A 15,520-nucleotide genomic window follows, 5' to 3' on the forward strand; every position below is an offset into this window, starting at 1 on the left:
CTAAATTCCTCTTGCATAGTGCGCTATGATGGCACAAAGAAGGTGTGCAAATCATTCTAAATCAGACCTGCTCGAAGCTCGGTTCGTTCAGTCCTGTAACAATCGTAGTGCTGTTCTAGAAACGCCGCCGCCGAGATCGAACGGTCCGAGTTATTCGGATAGGAGGTTCCACTGAGAACCCTCAAACAACTGGAGCACCGATCCGGCGTTCTCCTCCACGGCCGCACCGTGATCTCGGTTGGCCGAAACACCGGCACTCACGCCTCACTCTTCACCGAAACATCCCGTGGGTTGTTCGAAAACATACACGACCCGAAGCGGGAGAGGAATCGAATACCTCTGATTTTAGCCGAAGTAACGGCCGAAAATCGAAATCGTTGCCGCAACACCGGCCGAAGTGGCTGTCCGAGATGCTTGGACGTGCTGGGTGACTCATCGGTCGGAGGGGACTCTCGACACGGAGTGGCGTCGCTCGCAATACGATCGCCACTCGATCTCGCCCCTTCTGATCGAACGACGTCCGAACCGGGCCGGTCGTCCGACGCTCTTCGCCTCGGATGGGGCGCTGTGGTGCTTCGCCGTGAACGTTCACCAGGCAGCCACGAACGAGTCGAGACAGGCTGCATCACACGCGGCGAACTCCTCGAAGGACGACGCTGTGTCGGTCCCCATCCGAAACAGCAGCCGCTTGTGACGGCTTCCGGTTTCGATCTCGTCGCCGCAGTTCGCGCACGTGGCCGGGCTCCCCACCAAGACGACCCGCGTCGAGACCTGTTCGATGCGTGGATGGTCCGTGGGGAGTCGGCGTTCCGACGCTACTGCCATCGATACGAACTCCGTTCCCTGGCCGCTTAAACCGTGCTGTTCGTCCCGTTCGCCATCGAACGGTGGAGAATTTCGAAAACCGTCTTCGTCGTGTGTCCGGCACGCTGCACCGCGATCGTTTCAGAACTCGACCGTCTCGAGGATGCCGTCCTGGATGCGCACCGCCTGCGGCAGGTAGTAGTCTTCGAGCGCGTGCAGCGGCATCGGCGCGTCGAAGCCTGCGATCCGCTTGATGGGTGCCTCTTGGTAGCACAGCGCCTCCTCCTGGATCGTCGTGGCGATCTCCGCGCCGACGCCCGCGGTCTTCGGCGCTTCGTGAACCACGGCCGCACGGCCGGTCTTTTCGAACGACGCCACTACGGTCCCGGCGTCGAGCGGCGAGAGCGTCCGGAGGTCGACAACCTCGCAGTCGACGCCGTGTTCGTCAGCGAGGTTGTCGGCGGCGATCAGCGTCGGGCGGGTCATCGCACCCCACGTGAACACCGAGATGTCCGATCCCTCGCGGCGGACGGCGGCCTCGCCGAGCGACACCTCGTAGGATTTCTGGGGAACCTCCTCGCGGAACGCGCGATAGATGAGCTTTGGTTCGAGGAACACGACGGGATCGGGGTCCCGGATCGCCGCGGTCAGCAGTCCCTTGGCGTCTGCTGGCGTGCTCGGCACGACCACCTTGAGGCCTGGTTCGTGGACGAAGAACGCCTCCTTCGACTCGGAGTGGTGTTCTGGCGCGCGAATCCCGCCACCGTAGGGCGCGCGGACCACCATCGGGCAGGTGTACTGGCCGTGGCTCCGGCTCCGGAGCCGGGCGGCGTGACTCACGAGCTGGTCGAACGCGGGGTACATGAATCCCATGAACTGCATCTCCGCGACCGGCCGCAGCCCCGAGAGCGCGAGCCCGATCGCCGACCCCACGATCCCCGACTCCGCGAGCGGCGTGTCGACGACGCGCTCCTCGCCGAACTCCTCGATGAGCCCCTCGGTCGCGCGGAACACGCCGCCGTTTTTGCCGACGTCCTCGCCGAGCACCATCACCCGGTCGTCGCACTCCATCTCGGTGTGGAGTCCCTCTCGAACGCCCTCGACCAGCGTCAGGCGCTCGGTCGCCGATTCCGCCTCCATGGCTGCCGCCGAACTCATCCGAGGACCTCCGCGAACGCGTCGTCGCCGTACTTCTCACGGAGCGCGTTCAGCTCGTCGAGCTGTTCTTGGAGTCGATCGGGGGTCTCCTCGTAGACGTGCTCGATCATCCGTTCGGGTGCGGTCTCGGCCGTCTCGGCAGTCTCGATCGCCGCGGCGACCTCTGCTTCGACCCGGGTCTCGATCTCCGCTTCGCGCTCCGCATCGAGGACGTCCGTCTGGTACAGGTAGGTTTCGAGGCGGTCGAGCGGGTCACGGTCGCGCCACGCCTCGCTCTCGGCTTCGTCGCGGTAGACCGACGGATCGTCGGAGGTCGTGTGGGCACCGTAGCGGTACTGGACCGACTCGATGAGCGTCGGTCGGCGCTCGTCGTCGGTCGGCGCTTTCGCCTTCTTGATCGCCGCACGGGTGACCGCATACACCGCGAGCGGGTCCATCCCGTCGACGCGGACGCCCTCGACACCGTATGCATGAGCCTTCTCCGCGATGGTCTCGCTCGCGGTCTGGCGCTCCCGGGGGACCGAGATCGCCCACTGGTTGTTGTTGCAGACGAACACCGCCGGGACGTCGAACACGCCGGCGAAGTTGAGTCCCTCGTGGAAGTCGCCCTCGCTGGTCGCACCGTCGCCGAGGTGACACAACACGGCCGTATCGTCGTTGCCCTGCAACATCTGTCCCCACGCCATCCCCATCGCCTGGGGGACCTGGGTCGCGATCGGGATGTACTCCGGCATGAGGTTGACGTCCGCCGGGACGGAGTACCCCTCTCGATAGCCCCGGAGCGTCTTCAACAGCGCCGCGAGATCGGCCCCGTGGACGTACTTCGCGGCGTGGTCCCGGTAGGTCGGAAACAGCCAGTCCTCGTCGTCGAGCGCGTGGCTGGTGGCGACCTGCGAGCCCTCCTGGCCGGTCATCGGTGCGTAGGTCGCGATCCGGCCCTGGCGCTGGAGGCTGATCGTTCGCTGATCGAAGTGGCGCGCGAGCTTGATGTCGGCGTACATCCCGAGGAGTTCCGCCTCGGACAGCGCCGGCGGCTCGGCGCTCGACAGGAGGGTGCCGTCGTCGTCGAGGACACGGATGGGCTCGTCGCCGGACTGGGCGGCTCCGGTGCTGTGCTGGTAGTCGGCGTCGTCTTGGGCGCTCATGGGTGGTGTGGGTCGGTCGGCTGGCTGCTGGCTGGCCGGTCGGTGCGATACTGTCTGGAACGGTCGAGCGATCGTGGCATCGTCATCGATGCCCGTCGACGACCGTCACGGTGAGCCCGATCCGCCCGGCCGCGACCGGCGGACCGACGCCGTGTCGTGGCCACGATTGACGGGGATGGCTCGCGTTCGGCAGTCCGCCAGCATAAATGTAAATGTGCCAATCGCGCGAAGAGCGGCGCTGGAGCGCCAGGATGGCTGAACAGCCGCGCGAGTCGATGGTTCGCTGGCGGAAACCATACACTCCAGTCAAAGGCGATAGAACATAATAGTTTCGTGACTCCGGTTCACACGCCGATACCACCGGCGAATCGCCGGTCGGGACACCTACGCCACCGCATGCAGCGTTCGTGACCCTGTTCACCACACTGATCGTTCGTCGCCCGCGAGGTGTTCCGCGGTCGCTGGGGAGACGACTCTCGACGCGACCTCCGTTCGAGAGTACCACGAGAACGGTTCTCCCCGCCTGCCGTGTCGGCCAAAGCACGCGCCGACGACCGCGGATCGACGGGTTCGCCGGAACGGTTTTGTGTGATTGCCGGAACAGTATCGACATGGAGATCACGGTTCTCGGCACCGGCAGCCCGGTCCCGACCCTCGAACGCGCGGGCACGAGCATCGCGCTCGCGGTCGGCGACGAGACGCTGTTGATCGACTGTGGGCCAGGCACCACCCACCGCTGTATCGAGTACGGCGTCCATCCAGGCGAGATCGAGACGCTGTTTTTCACCCACCAGCACATGGACCACAACGCCGATTTCTTCCACTTCGTCATCGCGAGCTGGTCGCTCGGCCGAGAATCGCTCACGGTGTACGGCCCACCGGGAACCGACCGGCTGCTCGCGGCGCTCACCGACGTCTATCGGGAGGACATCGCCTACCGAGAACGGTTCTACGACGGCGCGGGTATCGAGGACATCGAGTGGGTCGAGACCCACGGCGATCTCGCCGTCGAAGGCGAGGCCTGGCGCGCAAGCGCGCTCCGGGTCGACCATTCGATCGAGACCTACGCGTATCGGTTCGACACCGACGCGGGCTCGTTCGTGTTCTCCGCCGACACGACGCCGATCGAATCGCTCCCGGAGTTCGCGGCCGGTGCGGATGTCCTCTTGCAGGATGCCTGCGTCGCCCGCGAGACCACGCCGCCGGGGGATCGGTGTGGCCTGGTCTGGGATCGCCTGACCGAGCCAATGTCGGATACACAGGCCGACCGACTCTCGCGGACCCATTGCAGTCCCGCCGAGGCCGGCGAGATCGCGGCCGAAGCCGGCGTCGAAACGCTCGTCCTGACCCATCTGCTCCCCTATCGGAATACGGAGGCGATGGTCGAGGAAGCGAAATCGACGTTCGGGGCGAGGTCGTCGTCGCCGAGGACGGAACGACGTTTTCGATATGATCCGAGTTCCTCAGCCCACGAGCCCGAGCTGGGCACCCGCGCCGAGCAGCCCGAAGACGATCACGAGCAGCGTGGCGACGGCGTAGTACGCCTTCGCGCCCGTCCCGGGCTGGAACCGGGCGGGGAGATGCTCGCGAACGATGTAGTAGTTGGCGACGTAGTAGAAAAACTGAAAGACCGAGACCATGATCGCCGCCCCCACGACGAGCGTGACCGGCAGCGAGCCGATGACGAGCAGCGGAACGAAGCTGATCGCGGCCATCAGCACGACGAGTGTCTTGCGGACCCGCTCGGTGTCCATCTCGCGTTCGAGTACCAACGGAAGGATGTCGCTCGCAACCCGGGGTGCACCGTCGAGGAGGGTGATGACCGTCGAGTAGAGCGCGGCGAACGCGCCGACGATCATCGCCCAGTACGCCCACGGCCCGAACGACGCCTCCAGAATGGAGCCGAGCGCGATGGCGAGGTTCTGGTCGGTCGGCGGGTTGGGGTAGAGCACGTTCGCTCCGAGCAGGATCATCGCGACGATGAGGACGAACGTGAACGCGTACGCGAGGTTGAAGTCGCGCCGACCGGTCTTGATCCACGCCGCGATGTAGTCGTGAAACTGCTCGTCGTGGGGATCAAGCTCCCGCTCGCGGAGTGCGCGTGCGCCCTGCTCTTTCGCCATCGACCAGCTCGCGAGGTTGATCGTCGTGCCGAGGCCGGTCGGGGCGAACCCCGCCATCGAGGCGAACAGCCCGAGGAACACCGCCGACCGGAGCTCGGGCACGGCGAACGCGGTCTCGGCGATCACCTCGGCCGAGGGCGGCGCGACGAAGATGCCGAGCACCAATAGGACGCCGAGCGCGACGACGAACAGTTTGAGAACGGTTTCGAGCAGGCTGTACCGCGAGGCGATCACGAGAGCGGTCGCGACCACGATGAGGATGGCGTACGCGAGAAGCCGCCCGAGACCGGGGACGACCGCCGACAGGAAGCTGGCCGCCGCGACCCCGACCGAGCCGGCGATGATCGTCTGCGGAACGACGACGATGAGCAGCGTCACCCACTGCGCCCAGTGGTTCGGGCCTGGCAAGTCGCCGTACCCCTCGACGGGGTTGCGACCGACGCCGTAGTTGTACCTGACCCCCAGCTCCCAGCCGCCGTACTTCACGAGGAACACCGCGACCGCGATCCAGACAGCAAAAACGCCGTAGAGGCCGCTGAGCGTCGGCGCGAGCACGATGTGGCTCGACCCGATCGCGGTCAGCGCCCACAGCAACGAGGGCCCGAAATGGTTCCGGAGGAACCCGCCCCAGCTCTCGGCGGGGTAGTTCAGCTCCTCGCCGACCCGTTCTCCGTCCGTCGTGGTATCGGTGCTTGTTGCCATACGCCAGCCGAACGAGCGCCGCCACAAGTATCTACTGGTCACGACGGCGAACCCACGCCGCGAGGACCGTCCATCCCGCGAGAACGTCCGGTTTGTCGCCGTGTTCCCGAACCGACCGACAGAACGAAGTTCTCCGGATCGAAACGCAGGTGTATTGCCACACACGAATCCGATCTCGATCCCGATGCTGAGAACGCGATCCGCCACAGTCGGCCCTGTCTCCGCCCGTCGTGTGCGGCCAACCGGTTCACCACACAACCATGACGAAAGTTAGCACGGAAATCGTTCGGACCCTAGAGTGCCTCGACGTCGAGTACCTGTTCGGCTACCCCGGCGGGCGAGCCATCGAACTCCTCGAAGCACTCGCCGGATCGGACATCGAGGTCGTCAGGCCGCGCGACGAGCGCGAGGCGAGCGTGATGGCCGAGATGTACGGTCGCCTCCACCGGAAGCCTGGCGTACTCACCGGCCAAGGACCGTGGATCGGCTCCATCGGCGCGATCGGTCAGATGGAGGCGCGGCTCGGCTCGTCGCCGATGGTGGCCATCACCGAAGCCTCCGAACGCGGCGATTACTCGACGCTCGCGCCCTACCAGCAGGCCCGGGGCGACTATGGAGGGTTCGCGCTCCCGAAGATCCTCGACGGGATCACCAAGGAGTGGTGGTTCCCACGGACACCGAACGAGACTCTTCGTTCCACGCAGCTCGCGTTCAAACACGCCACCGCCGGCCGTCCCGGCCCGACGGCAGTCGTTCTCGACGGCGACGCCGTCACCGCCGAGATCCCCGAGACCGACGAGCCGCCCACACTCTGGTCGCCCGAGGAGCAGACGCAAAACTGGGAATCGAGCCCCACGGCGACCGACGTCGAGCGAGCAGCCGACCACCTCGCAAACGCGGAGCGCCCGGTGATCGTGGCGGGCAACGGTGTCCACGCTGCGGGGGCCTACGACGAACTCGAAGCGGTCGCCGAGACCTACGACGCCGTGGTGACGACCTCCTACCTCGGGAAGTCGACCATCGCCGAGACCCACGACCTCGCGGCGGGCGTCATCGGCTCTTTCGGTCACGAGGGCGCGAATCAGGCGGTGAGCGAGGCCGACGTCCTGTTGGTCGTGGGCTGCCGGCTGAACCCGATGGACACCAACTGGGGGGCCACGTCGTTCATCCGCCCCGACGAGCAGACCATCCTCCACGCCGACGTCGACACCCGGAACGCGGGCTGGGTCTACCCTGCCGATGTCGGGCTGATCGGCGACGCGAAACAGAGCCTCGCTTTGCTCGGGCAGGCTGCCGAGGCGTTCGCACCGGGCAACGATTGGGCGCGCGAGCGAGCCAGCGACGCGCGCGAGTCGTTCCGCGCTCCCGAATGTGACGCCGACGACGAGCCCATCCTCCCCCAGCGCGCGGTCGCAGCGATCGACGAGATCGTGGACGAGAACACCCTCGTCACCGCGGACTCCGGCAACAATCGGTTTTGGTTGCTGAACTACCTTCAGACGCCCGCTCGGCGCACCTACTTCGGCAGCGGCGGCGTCGGCGGGATGGGGTGGGCCGGCCCCGCGGCGGTCTCGGCGGCGATCACCACCGACAGGGACGTGGTCGCGGTCGCGGGCGACGGCGGGTTCACGATGACGATGACCTGCATCGAGACCGCGGTCGAGTACGGCGTCGCGCCGACGTTCGTGGTGCTCAACGACACCAGTCTCGGGATGGTGCGCCAGATGGACGACGAGATTCCGGGGGTGGATTTCCACGACACGGACTTCGTGCAGGTGGCCGAGGGGTTCGGGGCCGAGGGGATGCGGGTCCGCTCGCCCGAGAACCTCGCCGAGCGGCTCGAAAGCGCGAAAGCGGCCGACGTCCCCACCGTGGTCGACGTCCGGATCGACCGCGACGAGGAGATGGTCGACACGCTCCAGTCGTCCTTCTACGAAGAGGTCGGCGGGCTCCACGAATAGCAGTAGAACGCTTTGCCGGCTTCGACGGGACAGCACAACCTTTTTGCCGATTTCCGCCGATCCACGAACCGATGGCAACCAACGACACCGTGCTCGTGACGGGCGGCACCGGGTTCATCGGCTCCTACGTCGCGAAGGATCTCGTCGACGCCGGCCACGATGTGGTCGCGTACGACCTCTCGACCGACGACCGCATCCTCTCGAAGCTCGGCGTTGCAGAGGAGGTCGCGATCCGGCGCGGCGACGTGAGCGAGGCGACCGACGTCGTGAACGCGGTCGCCGAGACCGGGGCGACGCACATCGTCCACCTCGCCGCGCTGTTGACGAACTCGGCCGAGTCGAACCCCCGCGCTGCCCTCGACGTCAACGTTCAGGGGACGAGCAACGTCTTCGAGGCGGCGCGCACCCTCGACGATCAGGTCGAGCGGGTCGCGTGGGCGTCCTCGGCGGCGATCTACGCCCCGCCGCACAACTACGACGACGGCGGCGACTGGTGGGTCACCGAGGACGATCTCGTCTATCCCGATACGCTCTACGGCGCGACGAAGGGGTACAACGAGCACCAGGCGCGCGTCTACAACGAGGAGTACGGCGTCGACCACGTCGCCATTCGGCCGACCGTCGCGTACGGCCCCTACCGCGAGACCGGCGGGAGCGCGTTTCTCGCCAATATCATCGAGAAACCCGCACTCGGCGAGTCGTTCGCCGTGGAGTACGGCGACCAGGAGATCGACTGGCAGCACGTCGAGGACATCGCCCAGGCGTTCCGCCTCGTGGCGTTCACCCCCGAAGAGGACCTCTCCCAGCGGATCTACAACGTCCGGGGCGAACTCGCAACCATCCAGGAGGCCGCCGAAACAGTCCGCGGAATCGTGCCCGACGCCGACCTCGAAGTGAGCGACGAGGGCGAACTGCCGTGGACCCAGCGCCTCGACATGACCGCGTTTCAGGAGGACACGGGCTACGAAATCGAATACGACCTCGAAACCGGCTTCCGGAAGTACATCGACGTGCTCCGCGAGGAAGAAGGGCTCGACCCGCTCTGAGACGGTTTCATTGCGACGGTCCGGCTATCCGGTCGTCTGGCTGTACTCGTCGACCCACTCGTTCAGGGTGATCCCCATCGCGGACTGGGTGATGGCGTTCGACGACGCCGAGTTGGCGCTCTTGACGAGTTCCGCCTCCAGCGTGCGCTTCGGTACCTCGCCGAGGAAGTGGGGGATCGCACGCTGCACAGTAAGGGGAACGCCGACCTCGTGGGCGAGCGCGTAGCCCGAGAGCGAGTGGGGGATCTCCTCGGAAGCGTAGCGTTCGCGGTCGGTTCCCGCAAGCCGTTCGGCGTCGACGTGATCGACGTACTCGTAGCATTTCCCGACGTCGTGGAGCAGACAGGCCGCGACGAGAACGTCGATATCGGGGTCGGCGTCGTGGAACTCGCGCTGCACGCGGGCGGATTCGAGCGCGATCTTCGTCACGCCGCGGACGTGCTCGACGTTCGTGATCTCGTGGATGTTCCACGCGTACGGAATGTCCTCGATGTCCTGCCAGCCACCACGTTCGAGTCCTAGCACCCACGCCTCGACGACCGCCTCCCTCAGTGCGTCGCTCTCGATACGATCGAGTTCGGAGTAGACCTCCCGGACCTGACTCTCGTAGTCCGGTGTGCCCATCTCAGTACCCCTCGACGTCCTCGGCCTCGTTCTTCCAGACCTTCTCTTCGCCGATGAAGCGGGGTCGGCGTTCGACGTCGAGGAAGTTGTTCACGTCCTCGCGGGCCTCCGCAGCCACTTCCCGAGTCGGATCGTAATCCCGACTGCCCTCGCTGCCGAGGGCTTCGTGAAGATCGTCGAGCGTCTCGAAGTACAGTTCAGCGACGCCGTCGAACTCGGCGTTTTCGGGATCAGTGGGATAGACGGTCTGATAGCGAACGACGCCCTCGATGTCCTTCGCGAGCGGGGAGTGGTTTCCCTCCCAGTACTCGCGGAACTCCTCGTGGCTCATTCCCTCCTGCCGAACGAGGAACGCCGAGTGCTTGTAGAGGCCGTCGGTGTCGCCGTCGACTTCGTCCTTCCAGATCTTCTCCTCACCGATGAAGCGGGGCCGGCGTTCGACGTCGAGGAAGTTGTTCACGTCCTCGCGGGCTTTTGCAGCGACCTCGCGTGTGGGATCGTAATCCCGACTACCCTCGCTGCCGAGAGCCTCGTGGAGATCGTCGAGCGTCTCGAAATACAGCTCCGCGAGCCCATCGAACTCGGCGTTGTCGGGGTCGTTCGGATAGACGGTTTGATAGCGAACGACGCCCTCGATGTCCTTCGCGAGCGGGGAGTGGTTTCCCTCCCAGTACTCGCGGAACTCCTCGTAGCTCATTCCCTCCTGGCGGACGAGCAGCGCGACGTGCTTGTACATACTCGCTCGGGCGTTCGGCGGCTCGTGTGATAAAATCACCGGGGTTCACCGAACACGAGGGCGACCGACCGTCCGGCCGTCCGAATCGATCCATCCCGGTTTGCCGAGGCAGTGGGATTTATGTGCGATCTGGCGGACTTTCCGAACGAACCATGTACGAGCGAAGCTTCATGGAGGGAACGCGGGGGACCCAGGCCGTCGACTGGGAGGAGCGCATCGACGTCAAGCGCCTCCGCGAGGAACGCTACGAAAAGACCCTGGAGCGGCTCCAGGACTCCGAGCTCGGCTCGATGCTCCTCGTATCGGATCCCAACATCCGGTACGTCACCGGGCTCGCCATGACCGGCGGGAGCGGGGCGGACCACTACACGCTGCTCACCGAGAACGGCGACGTGGTCCACTGGGACACCGCGGATCACGCCTCGAATCAGCGGTTCAACTGCCCGTGGCTCGACGATATTCGCTATGCGTGCCCCGGCCTCGGGAACGTCCCGCGCGCGTCGGGCCGCGACTCCGCGCGTGACTTCCTGACCGGGAAGATGGCCGAACTCGTCGAGGAGGCGATGGCGGAGTACGGCGTCGCCAAGGAGCCGATGGGACTCGACGTCGGGAGCACGGGATTGATCGACGCCTTCGAGTCGGATGGCGTCGAGGTCCGCACGAAGGAGTGCGTCGACCTGATGCACGACGCCCGGAAGGTGAAGACCACAGACGAGATCGAATGTCTCCGAATGGTCGCGGCGATCTGTGAGGCAGGATTCCAGAAAATCACCGAATCCGCCAGGCCAGGCAAACGTGAATCGGAGGTCTGGGGCGACGCGGTGGGCGAGCTCTGGCGACACGGGGCGATGGCCCAGGGTGGGTACGTCACCAGCGGGCCGAACACGTGGCCCAAGCATCAAGCGAACACCACCGACCGGATGATGCGGCCTGGCGACATCGTCTACGCCGACTTCTACAACATCGGCTATCTGGGCTACCGGTCGTGTTACTATCGGACGTTCTCGATGGGCGAACCCACGCAAGCTCAAAAGGACGCCTACGAGACTGCGCGCGACAACCTCTACGACGTGCTCGAACGTATCGAGCCGGGCGCGACCACCGACGAGATCGCGCAGGGATTCCCGGACATGGAGGGCGAGCACGCCGACTGGTACGACGCCGACGAACACTGGCAGATGACCACCAATCACTGGGCGCACGGCCTCGGACTCCAGCTCTACGAAGTCCCGCTGATCTGGCGCGGACTCTCGCCGGAGCACCCGATCGAGATCGAGGAGGGGATGACGATGGCGGTCGAGACGATGGAGCCGGCGGAGCGCCAGGGCGTCCGGGTCGAGGAGATGGTCGTCGTCCGCGAGAACGGCGTCGAGATCCTCTCGCAGTGGCCGGTCGAGGAGATCACTCAAATCGACTACTGAGAACGGCTTTAGGGTTTAAGACAGGGCACATTTTTGACGGCATTGTTGTGAGATCCAACGTCGATAACCGATGTGTTCGAACTAATCCCGACGCAAATGAGAGACCGCAGGCCACGCCCTCCCCAACCGATTCGCTTCGCTCCCGCTGGTCGCTCGCTCATCCCTCGCGCGAGTCGCGCCTTCGGCGCTCCCGCGCGCCACCGCTTTTAGTGTGTTCGGCACGAGCGGATTTCTCCTCGACGGCATAGAAACGTTTAGCAGGCTGCGCCCGACACCTATGGCAAATGCAACTCGGTACTGGACTGTTCACCGGCCAGCGCCGCCCCGACGACGACCGATCGATGAGCGAGCTCTACGACGAGATCCTCACGCTCGGGCGCGCGATCGACGACGCCGGACTCGACAGCGCGTGGATCTCCGAGCACCACTTCGCCGAGGACGGCTATCTCTCGGGCACGATGCCAACCCTCGGTGCGCTCGCGGCCGCCACCTCGGACATCGAGATCGGGACGTGTATCGCGCTCGCACCGCTGTACGACGGCGTCCGTCTCGCCGAGGACGCCGCGACGGTCGATCTCCTCTCGGATGGTCGGCTCACCCTCGGGCTCGCCATCGGCTCGAACCCCGACGAGTTCGAGCAGTTCGGCGTGCCGATCGAGGAGCGCGCCGAGCGGCTCGCGGACCAAGTCGACCTCCTCCGGGCGGCGTGGTCCGAGGGCCCGCTCGACTACGATGCCGAGTTCCACGATGTCGCGCCCGACGTCACCGTGACTCCGAAACCCGATCGCGATGTCCCGCTAATGCTCGGCGGCGCGGCGAAACCCGCAGTGCGGCGGGCCGCCCGGACCGCCGACGCGTGGTGTGCGCCCTCGAAGCTCTCGCTCACCGGGATCGAAAAGCGCGTGGAGGACATCCGGCAGGTTCGCGCCGAGGAGGACATCGACGGCGAGTTCACAGTCTATGCGCTCCAGCACGGCTGGGTCGGCGACTCGCGCGAGGAGGCGTGGGAGACGATGAAACCCGGATATTTCTACATCCAGCGCCGCTACGCCGAAATCTTCTCGGGCGAGCCGGTCGACGAACTCCCCAAGGAGCGCAAACAGGAGCTGAAGGACCAGGCGATTTTCGGCACGCCGGAGCAGGTCGCCGACGAGCTCGACCGCTACCGCGAGGCTGCCGGTGATGACGTTCACTGCGTGTTCCGTACTTACCATCCTGGTGTCGGCACCGACGCGATGGCCGAGTGTATCGAACGGCTCGGCACCGAGGTCGCGCCGAAGCTTCGCTGAAACGAGGCCAGCGGCCGTCACACAGAGCTACTCGGGCCGACCGCCCTCCCCGTTCGAGGCGTACCGGAGGTGGATGTGGATCTCGTCGATCGCGGCGAGCAGTTTGTCCGGCAGTTCTTCTCGAAGGAGGTCGCCTTTCACCCGGTTCGCGGGGCCGGAGATGCTGATCGCACCGACCGGATAGCCGTCGGCGTCGCGGATCGGCGCGCCGACCGCGTTCAGGCCAGTGATCGACTCGCCACGGTTGAAGGCGTAGCCACGGTCCCTGATCCCGTCGAGTTCGTCGAGCAGCTCGTCGCGCTCGGTGATCGTGTGCTCTGTCTGCTCGGGGAGGCCACAGTGATCGAGCACGTCCCGAACCTCCTCGTCGGGGAGCTGTGAGAGGATCGCCTTCCCGGCGGCGAGCTGGTGGAGATACCGTCGCTGGCCGACCCGTGCGGAGGTTTCGAGCGGGTTGTCGCCGTAGGCCTTGTAGAGGTGGACGCTGAAGCGACCGTCCTTCGCCACGAGCCAGACCTTCTCGTCGGTCTCGGCCGCGAGGCGGTCGACGAGCGGGCGGGCGGCATGGTAGAAATCGATCCGGTCGCGGGCGCGCATCCCGAAATCGAGCAGCCGGAGCCCGAGGTGGTACTCGCCGTCCGCACGGCCGATGAGGTCGTTGTTTTCGAGGGTCAGGAGGTGGCGGTGGATGGTGCTCCGGGCCATGTCGAGTTCGTCGGCGAGCTCGGCAAGGCTCATCCCTCCGTTGGACTTCAGAAGTTCGAGGATCCGGATAGAGGTCTCGGTGGTGGTTACCGGACGATTCGACCGTTCGTTGCCGGACATGTCCGGCGATATGTCGGTCCCTGTATTGGGTTTTGTGGACCACGACGGGACGATACGCCCGAACCGCAGTCGCGGAACGAGATGGTGATGATGTCAGTCGGCCGCTTCAGCCGTCCCGGTTCGACCGCTTCCCTCGATCCAGCGCACCACGCCGACGAACGGGATCCCGGTGAGGAGCGCGAGCCCCGCGATCACCGCCGTCGAAAGTGAGAGACCGGCGAAGTCGACGATCGACGAGTAGAACGTGAAGAGGAGGAAGAGCGGGAACACCGTGCCGATCGCGTAGCGCCACGGGGTGGCGAGGACGCGTGCGATCGACCCCGCACCCTTCGTGAACTCCGCCACGGCCTCGTCGCCGAGCGCCCACGCGGCGTAGATCATGAACCCGATCAGGCCGAGCGTCATGAGCTGGCTCACGAGCGGGCCGGCGACGAACGCGAACACGCCTCCGTCGAACGCGTTGATCGCGCCGGTCCCGAGGACGAGCACGAACAGACCGAGGGTGACCGGAGCACGGTCGTACCCGAACTCGTCGACGACGTACGACACCGGGATCTCGAGCATGCTGATCGAACTCGACAGCGCCGCGAACAGGACGACGAGGAAGAACGTCGCGCCGATGAACCGTCCCGCCGGGAGATCGGCGAACGCCCCGGCGATACTCACGAACAGCGCGCCCGTGCCGCCGCCGGTCGGGCCGCCGACGACCGAGAACAGCAGCGGGAACACCACGAGCCCGGCGAGCACGCCGATCCCGAGGTTCAAGATCGCGATGATCGAGCCGTCCGCCGGGAGCGAGCGGTCCTCGCCGAGATACGACGCGTACGTCAGCATCGTCCCGCCGCCGATCGAGAGGGTAAAGAGCGCCTGGCCCGCCGCCGCGCCGAGCACCGCCACGAAGTTGTCGGCGAGATACCCGCCGTCGAAGGAGAGATAGAACTCGTAGCCTGCAGCCGCGTTCGGCTGCTGGGACGCCCACACCGCAAGCCCAGCCAACAACACCACGACCGCGGGCATCATGACCTCGTGGTTGCCTCGATCCCCCCGCGGATGCCGGCGACGACGATCAGTGCAGTCAGGACGAGGAACGCGGCCTGAAAGAGAAACGCCCCGAGACCGAAGTCGACGCTGCCGAAGTGGGCCTCCGGCTGGACGAAGTACGCGCCCGTGAAGCTCTCGAGGAAGTACCGGAGCACCCACCCGCCGACGACGCTGTAAAAGGAGATCAGCACGAGCGAGGTGAGGACACAGAGGCCGCCGAGTGCGGTCCAGCCGCGACCGCCCGTGAGCGATTCGAACGCACCGACCGGGTTGCGGTTCGCACGACGACCGATGACGAACGCCGCGAGCAGCCCGGGAACGCCGACTCCGAGAACGATGAATAGATACGTGACCAGAAACGCGCTTCCGCCGTTTTCGGCCGTCAGCCACGGGAATCGCCAGATGTTACCGAGCCCCACGGCGCTGCCGACCGCCGCGAGAATGAAGCCGGCCCGTGTCGCCCAGGTGTCGCGTGTCATGTTGCCTCAAGCGAGAGGTACTGTCAGCAAAAGCCTTCTCGTTCCCCGATCCGGTGGTGGATCGGAGCCCACCGCGACGGCGCGATGTGGCAGCGTGGGCCGGTGCACTGATCACGGAGTGGAGTCGGCCGGAGCCGTTGCCCCGACCGCTCGACTCACTCGTTCG

At 65.8% G+C, this 15,520-nt stretch carries 11 protein-coding genes and 2 pseudogenes; 5 read left to right on the forward strand and 8 right to left on the reverse strand.

Annotated elements, in window-relative coordinates; genetic code table 11:
- Nucleotides 1-588 precede the first annotated feature (588 nt).
- The 3 genes from TX76_RS14410 to pdhA form a co-directional block, all read right to left on the reverse strand.
- The gene (locus tag TX76_RS14410; protein WP_049903352.1) at nt 589-825 is read right to left on the reverse strand and encodes a hypothetical protein; all 237 of its coding nucleotides are present in this window, start codon (nt 823-825) and stop codon (nt 589-591) included.
- 120 nt (nt 826-945) lie between these two features.
- Nucleotides 946-1,962 carry an alpha-ketoacid dehydrogenase subunit beta gene (locus TX76_RS14415; protein ID WP_049903354.1) on the reverse strand — a complete coding sequence of 339 codons (1,017 nt, stop codon included), beginning with the start codon at nt 1,960-1,962 and terminating at the stop codon, nt 946-948.
- On the reverse strand, nt 1,959-3,107 hold the full coding sequence (gene pdhA, locus TX76_RS14420; RefSeq protein ID WP_049903356.1) for a pyruvate dehydrogenase (acetyl-transferring) E1 component subunit alpha: 1,149 nt from the start codon (nt 3,105-3,107) through the stop codon (nt 1,959-1,961). Before pdhA ends, TX76_RS14415 begins: the two co-directional genes overlap by 4 nt.
- A gap of 611 nt (nt 3,108-3,718) precedes the next feature.
- Between pdhA and TX76_RS17210 the strand changes: the two are divergent.
- Nucleotides 3,719-4,399: pseudogene (locus tag TX76_RS17210) on the forward strand (MBL fold metallo-hydrolase); the annotation flags it as partial.
- 171 nt (nt 4,400-4,570) lie between these two features.
- On the opposite strand, the gene TX76_RS14430 reads toward TX76_RS17210, so the two are convergent.
- Nucleotides 4,571-5,932 carry an Nramp family divalent metal transporter gene (locus tag TX76_RS14430; protein WP_049903360.1) on the reverse strand — a complete coding sequence of 454 codons (1,362 nt, stop codon included), beginning with the start codon at nt 5,930-5,932 and terminating at the stop codon, nt 4,571-4,573.
- A 260-nt stretch (nt 5,933-6,192) separates the two neighbouring features.
- Here TX76_RS14430 and TX76_RS14435 point away from each other — a divergent pair, with 260 nt between their 5' ends.
- A complete protein-coding gene (locus TX76_RS14435) occupies nt 6,193-7,893 on the forward strand; it encodes a thiamine pyrophosphate-binding protein (RefSeq protein ID WP_049903362.1) in 1,701 nt (566 codons plus the stop codon).
- A gap of 71 nt (nt 7,894-7,964) precedes the next feature.
- A complete protein-coding gene (locus tag TX76_RS14440) occupies nt 7,965-8,939 on the forward strand; it encodes an NAD-dependent epimerase/dehydratase family protein (protein WP_049903364.1) in 975 nt (324 codons plus the stop codon).
- A gap of 24 nt (nt 8,940-8,963) precedes the next feature.
- On the opposite strand, the gene TX76_RS14445 is transcribed toward TX76_RS14440, so the two are convergent.
- Nucleotides 8,964-9,563, reverse strand: a complete 600-nt coding sequence (locus TX76_RS14445) for an HD domain-containing protein (RefSeq protein ID WP_049903366.1) — start codon at nt 9,561-9,563, stop codon at nt 8,964-8,966.
- A gap of 1 nt (nt 9,564) precedes the next feature.
- A complete protein-coding gene (locus TX76_RS14450) occupies nt 9,565-10,299 on the reverse strand; it encodes an EthD domain-containing protein (RefSeq protein ID WP_049903367.1) in 735 nt (244 codons plus the stop codon).
- A 152-nt stretch (nt 10,300-10,451) separates the two neighbouring features.
- On the opposite strand from TX76_RS14450, the gene TX76_RS14455 reads away from it, so the two are divergent.
- Nucleotides 10,452-11,720 (forward strand): M24 family metallopeptidase, encoded by a 1,269-nt coding sequence (locus TX76_RS14455; protein ID WP_049903368.1) that lies wholly within the window; start codon nt 10,452-10,454, stop codon nt 11,718-11,720.
- A gap of 284 nt (nt 11,721-12,004) precedes the next feature.
- Nucleotides 12,005-13,009 (forward strand): LLM class flavin-dependent oxidoreductase, encoded by a 1,005-nt coding sequence (locus TX76_RS14460; RefSeq protein ID WP_049903369.1) that lies wholly within the window; start codon nt 12,005-12,007, stop codon nt 13,007-13,009.
- 27 nt (nt 13,010-13,036) lie between these two features.
- Here TX76_RS14460 and TX76_RS14465 read toward each other — a convergent pair whose 3' ends face one another.
- Both TX76_RS14465 and TX76_RS18685 read right to left on the reverse strand, forming a co-directional pair.
- On the reverse strand, nt 13,037-13,834 hold the full coding sequence (locus tag TX76_RS14465; RefSeq protein WP_049903370.1) for an IclR family transcriptional regulator: 798 nt from the start codon (nt 13,832-13,834) through the stop codon (nt 13,037-13,039).
- A 93-nt stretch (nt 13,835-13,927) separates the two neighbouring features.
- A pseudogene (locus TX76_RS18685) lies at nt 13,928-15,354 on the reverse strand (sodium-dependent transporter).
- Nucleotides 15,355-15,520: the final 166 nt, after the last annotated feature.

Origin of the sequence: Halococcus agarilyticus (assembly GCF_000334895.1) — an archaeon.
Classification (GTDB): domain Archaea; phylum Halobacteriota; class Halobacteria; order Halobacteriales; family Halococcaceae; genus Halococcus; species Halococcus agarilyticus.

Excerpts from the sequence above, each read along its gene's own strand:
- TX76_RS14430 (WP_049903360.1), bottom strand. The coding sequence starts at position 5,932 with ATGGCAACAAGCACCGATACCACGACGGACGGAGAACGGGTCGGCGAG.
- TX76_RS14445 (WP_049903366.1), bottom strand. The coding sequence starts at position 9,563 with ATGGGCACACCGGACTACGAGAGTCAGGTCCGGGAGGTCTACTCCGAA.
- TX76_RS14435 (WP_049903362.1), top strand. The coding sequence starts at position 6,193 with ATGACGAAAGTTAGCACGGAAATCGTTCGGACCCTAGAGTGCCTCGAC.
- TX76_RS14460 (WP_049903369.1), top strand. The coding sequence starts at position 12,005 with ATGCAACTCGGTACTGGACTGTTCACCGGCCAGCGCCGCCCCGACGAC.
- TX76_RS14465 (WP_049903370.1), bottom strand. The coding sequence starts at position 13,834 with ATGTCCGGCAACGAACGGTCGAATCGTCCGGTAACCACCACCGAGACC.
- TX76_RS14450 (WP_049903367.1), bottom strand. The coding sequence starts at position 10,299 with ATGTACAAGCACGTCGCGCTGCTCGTCCGCCAGGAGGGAATGAGCTAC.
- pdhA (WP_049903356.1), bottom strand. The coding sequence starts at position 3,107 with ATGAGCGCCCAAGACGACGCCGACTACCAGCACAGCACCGGAGCCGCC.
- TX76_RS14415 (WP_049903354.1), bottom strand. The coding sequence starts at position 1,962 with ATGAGTTCGGCGGCAGCCATGGAGGCGGAATCGGCGACCGAGCGCCTG.
- TX76_RS14440 (WP_049903364.1), top strand. The coding sequence starts at position 7,965 with ATGGCAACCAACGACACCGTGCTCGTGACGGGCGGCACCGGGTTCATC.
- TX76_RS14455 (WP_049903368.1), top strand. The coding sequence starts at position 10,452 with ATGTACGAGCGAAGCTTCATGGAGGGAACGCGGGGGACCCAGGCCGTC.
- TX76_RS14410 (WP_049903352.1), bottom strand. The coding sequence starts at position 825 with ATGGCAGTAGCGTCGGAACGCCGACTCCCCACGGACCATCCACGCATC.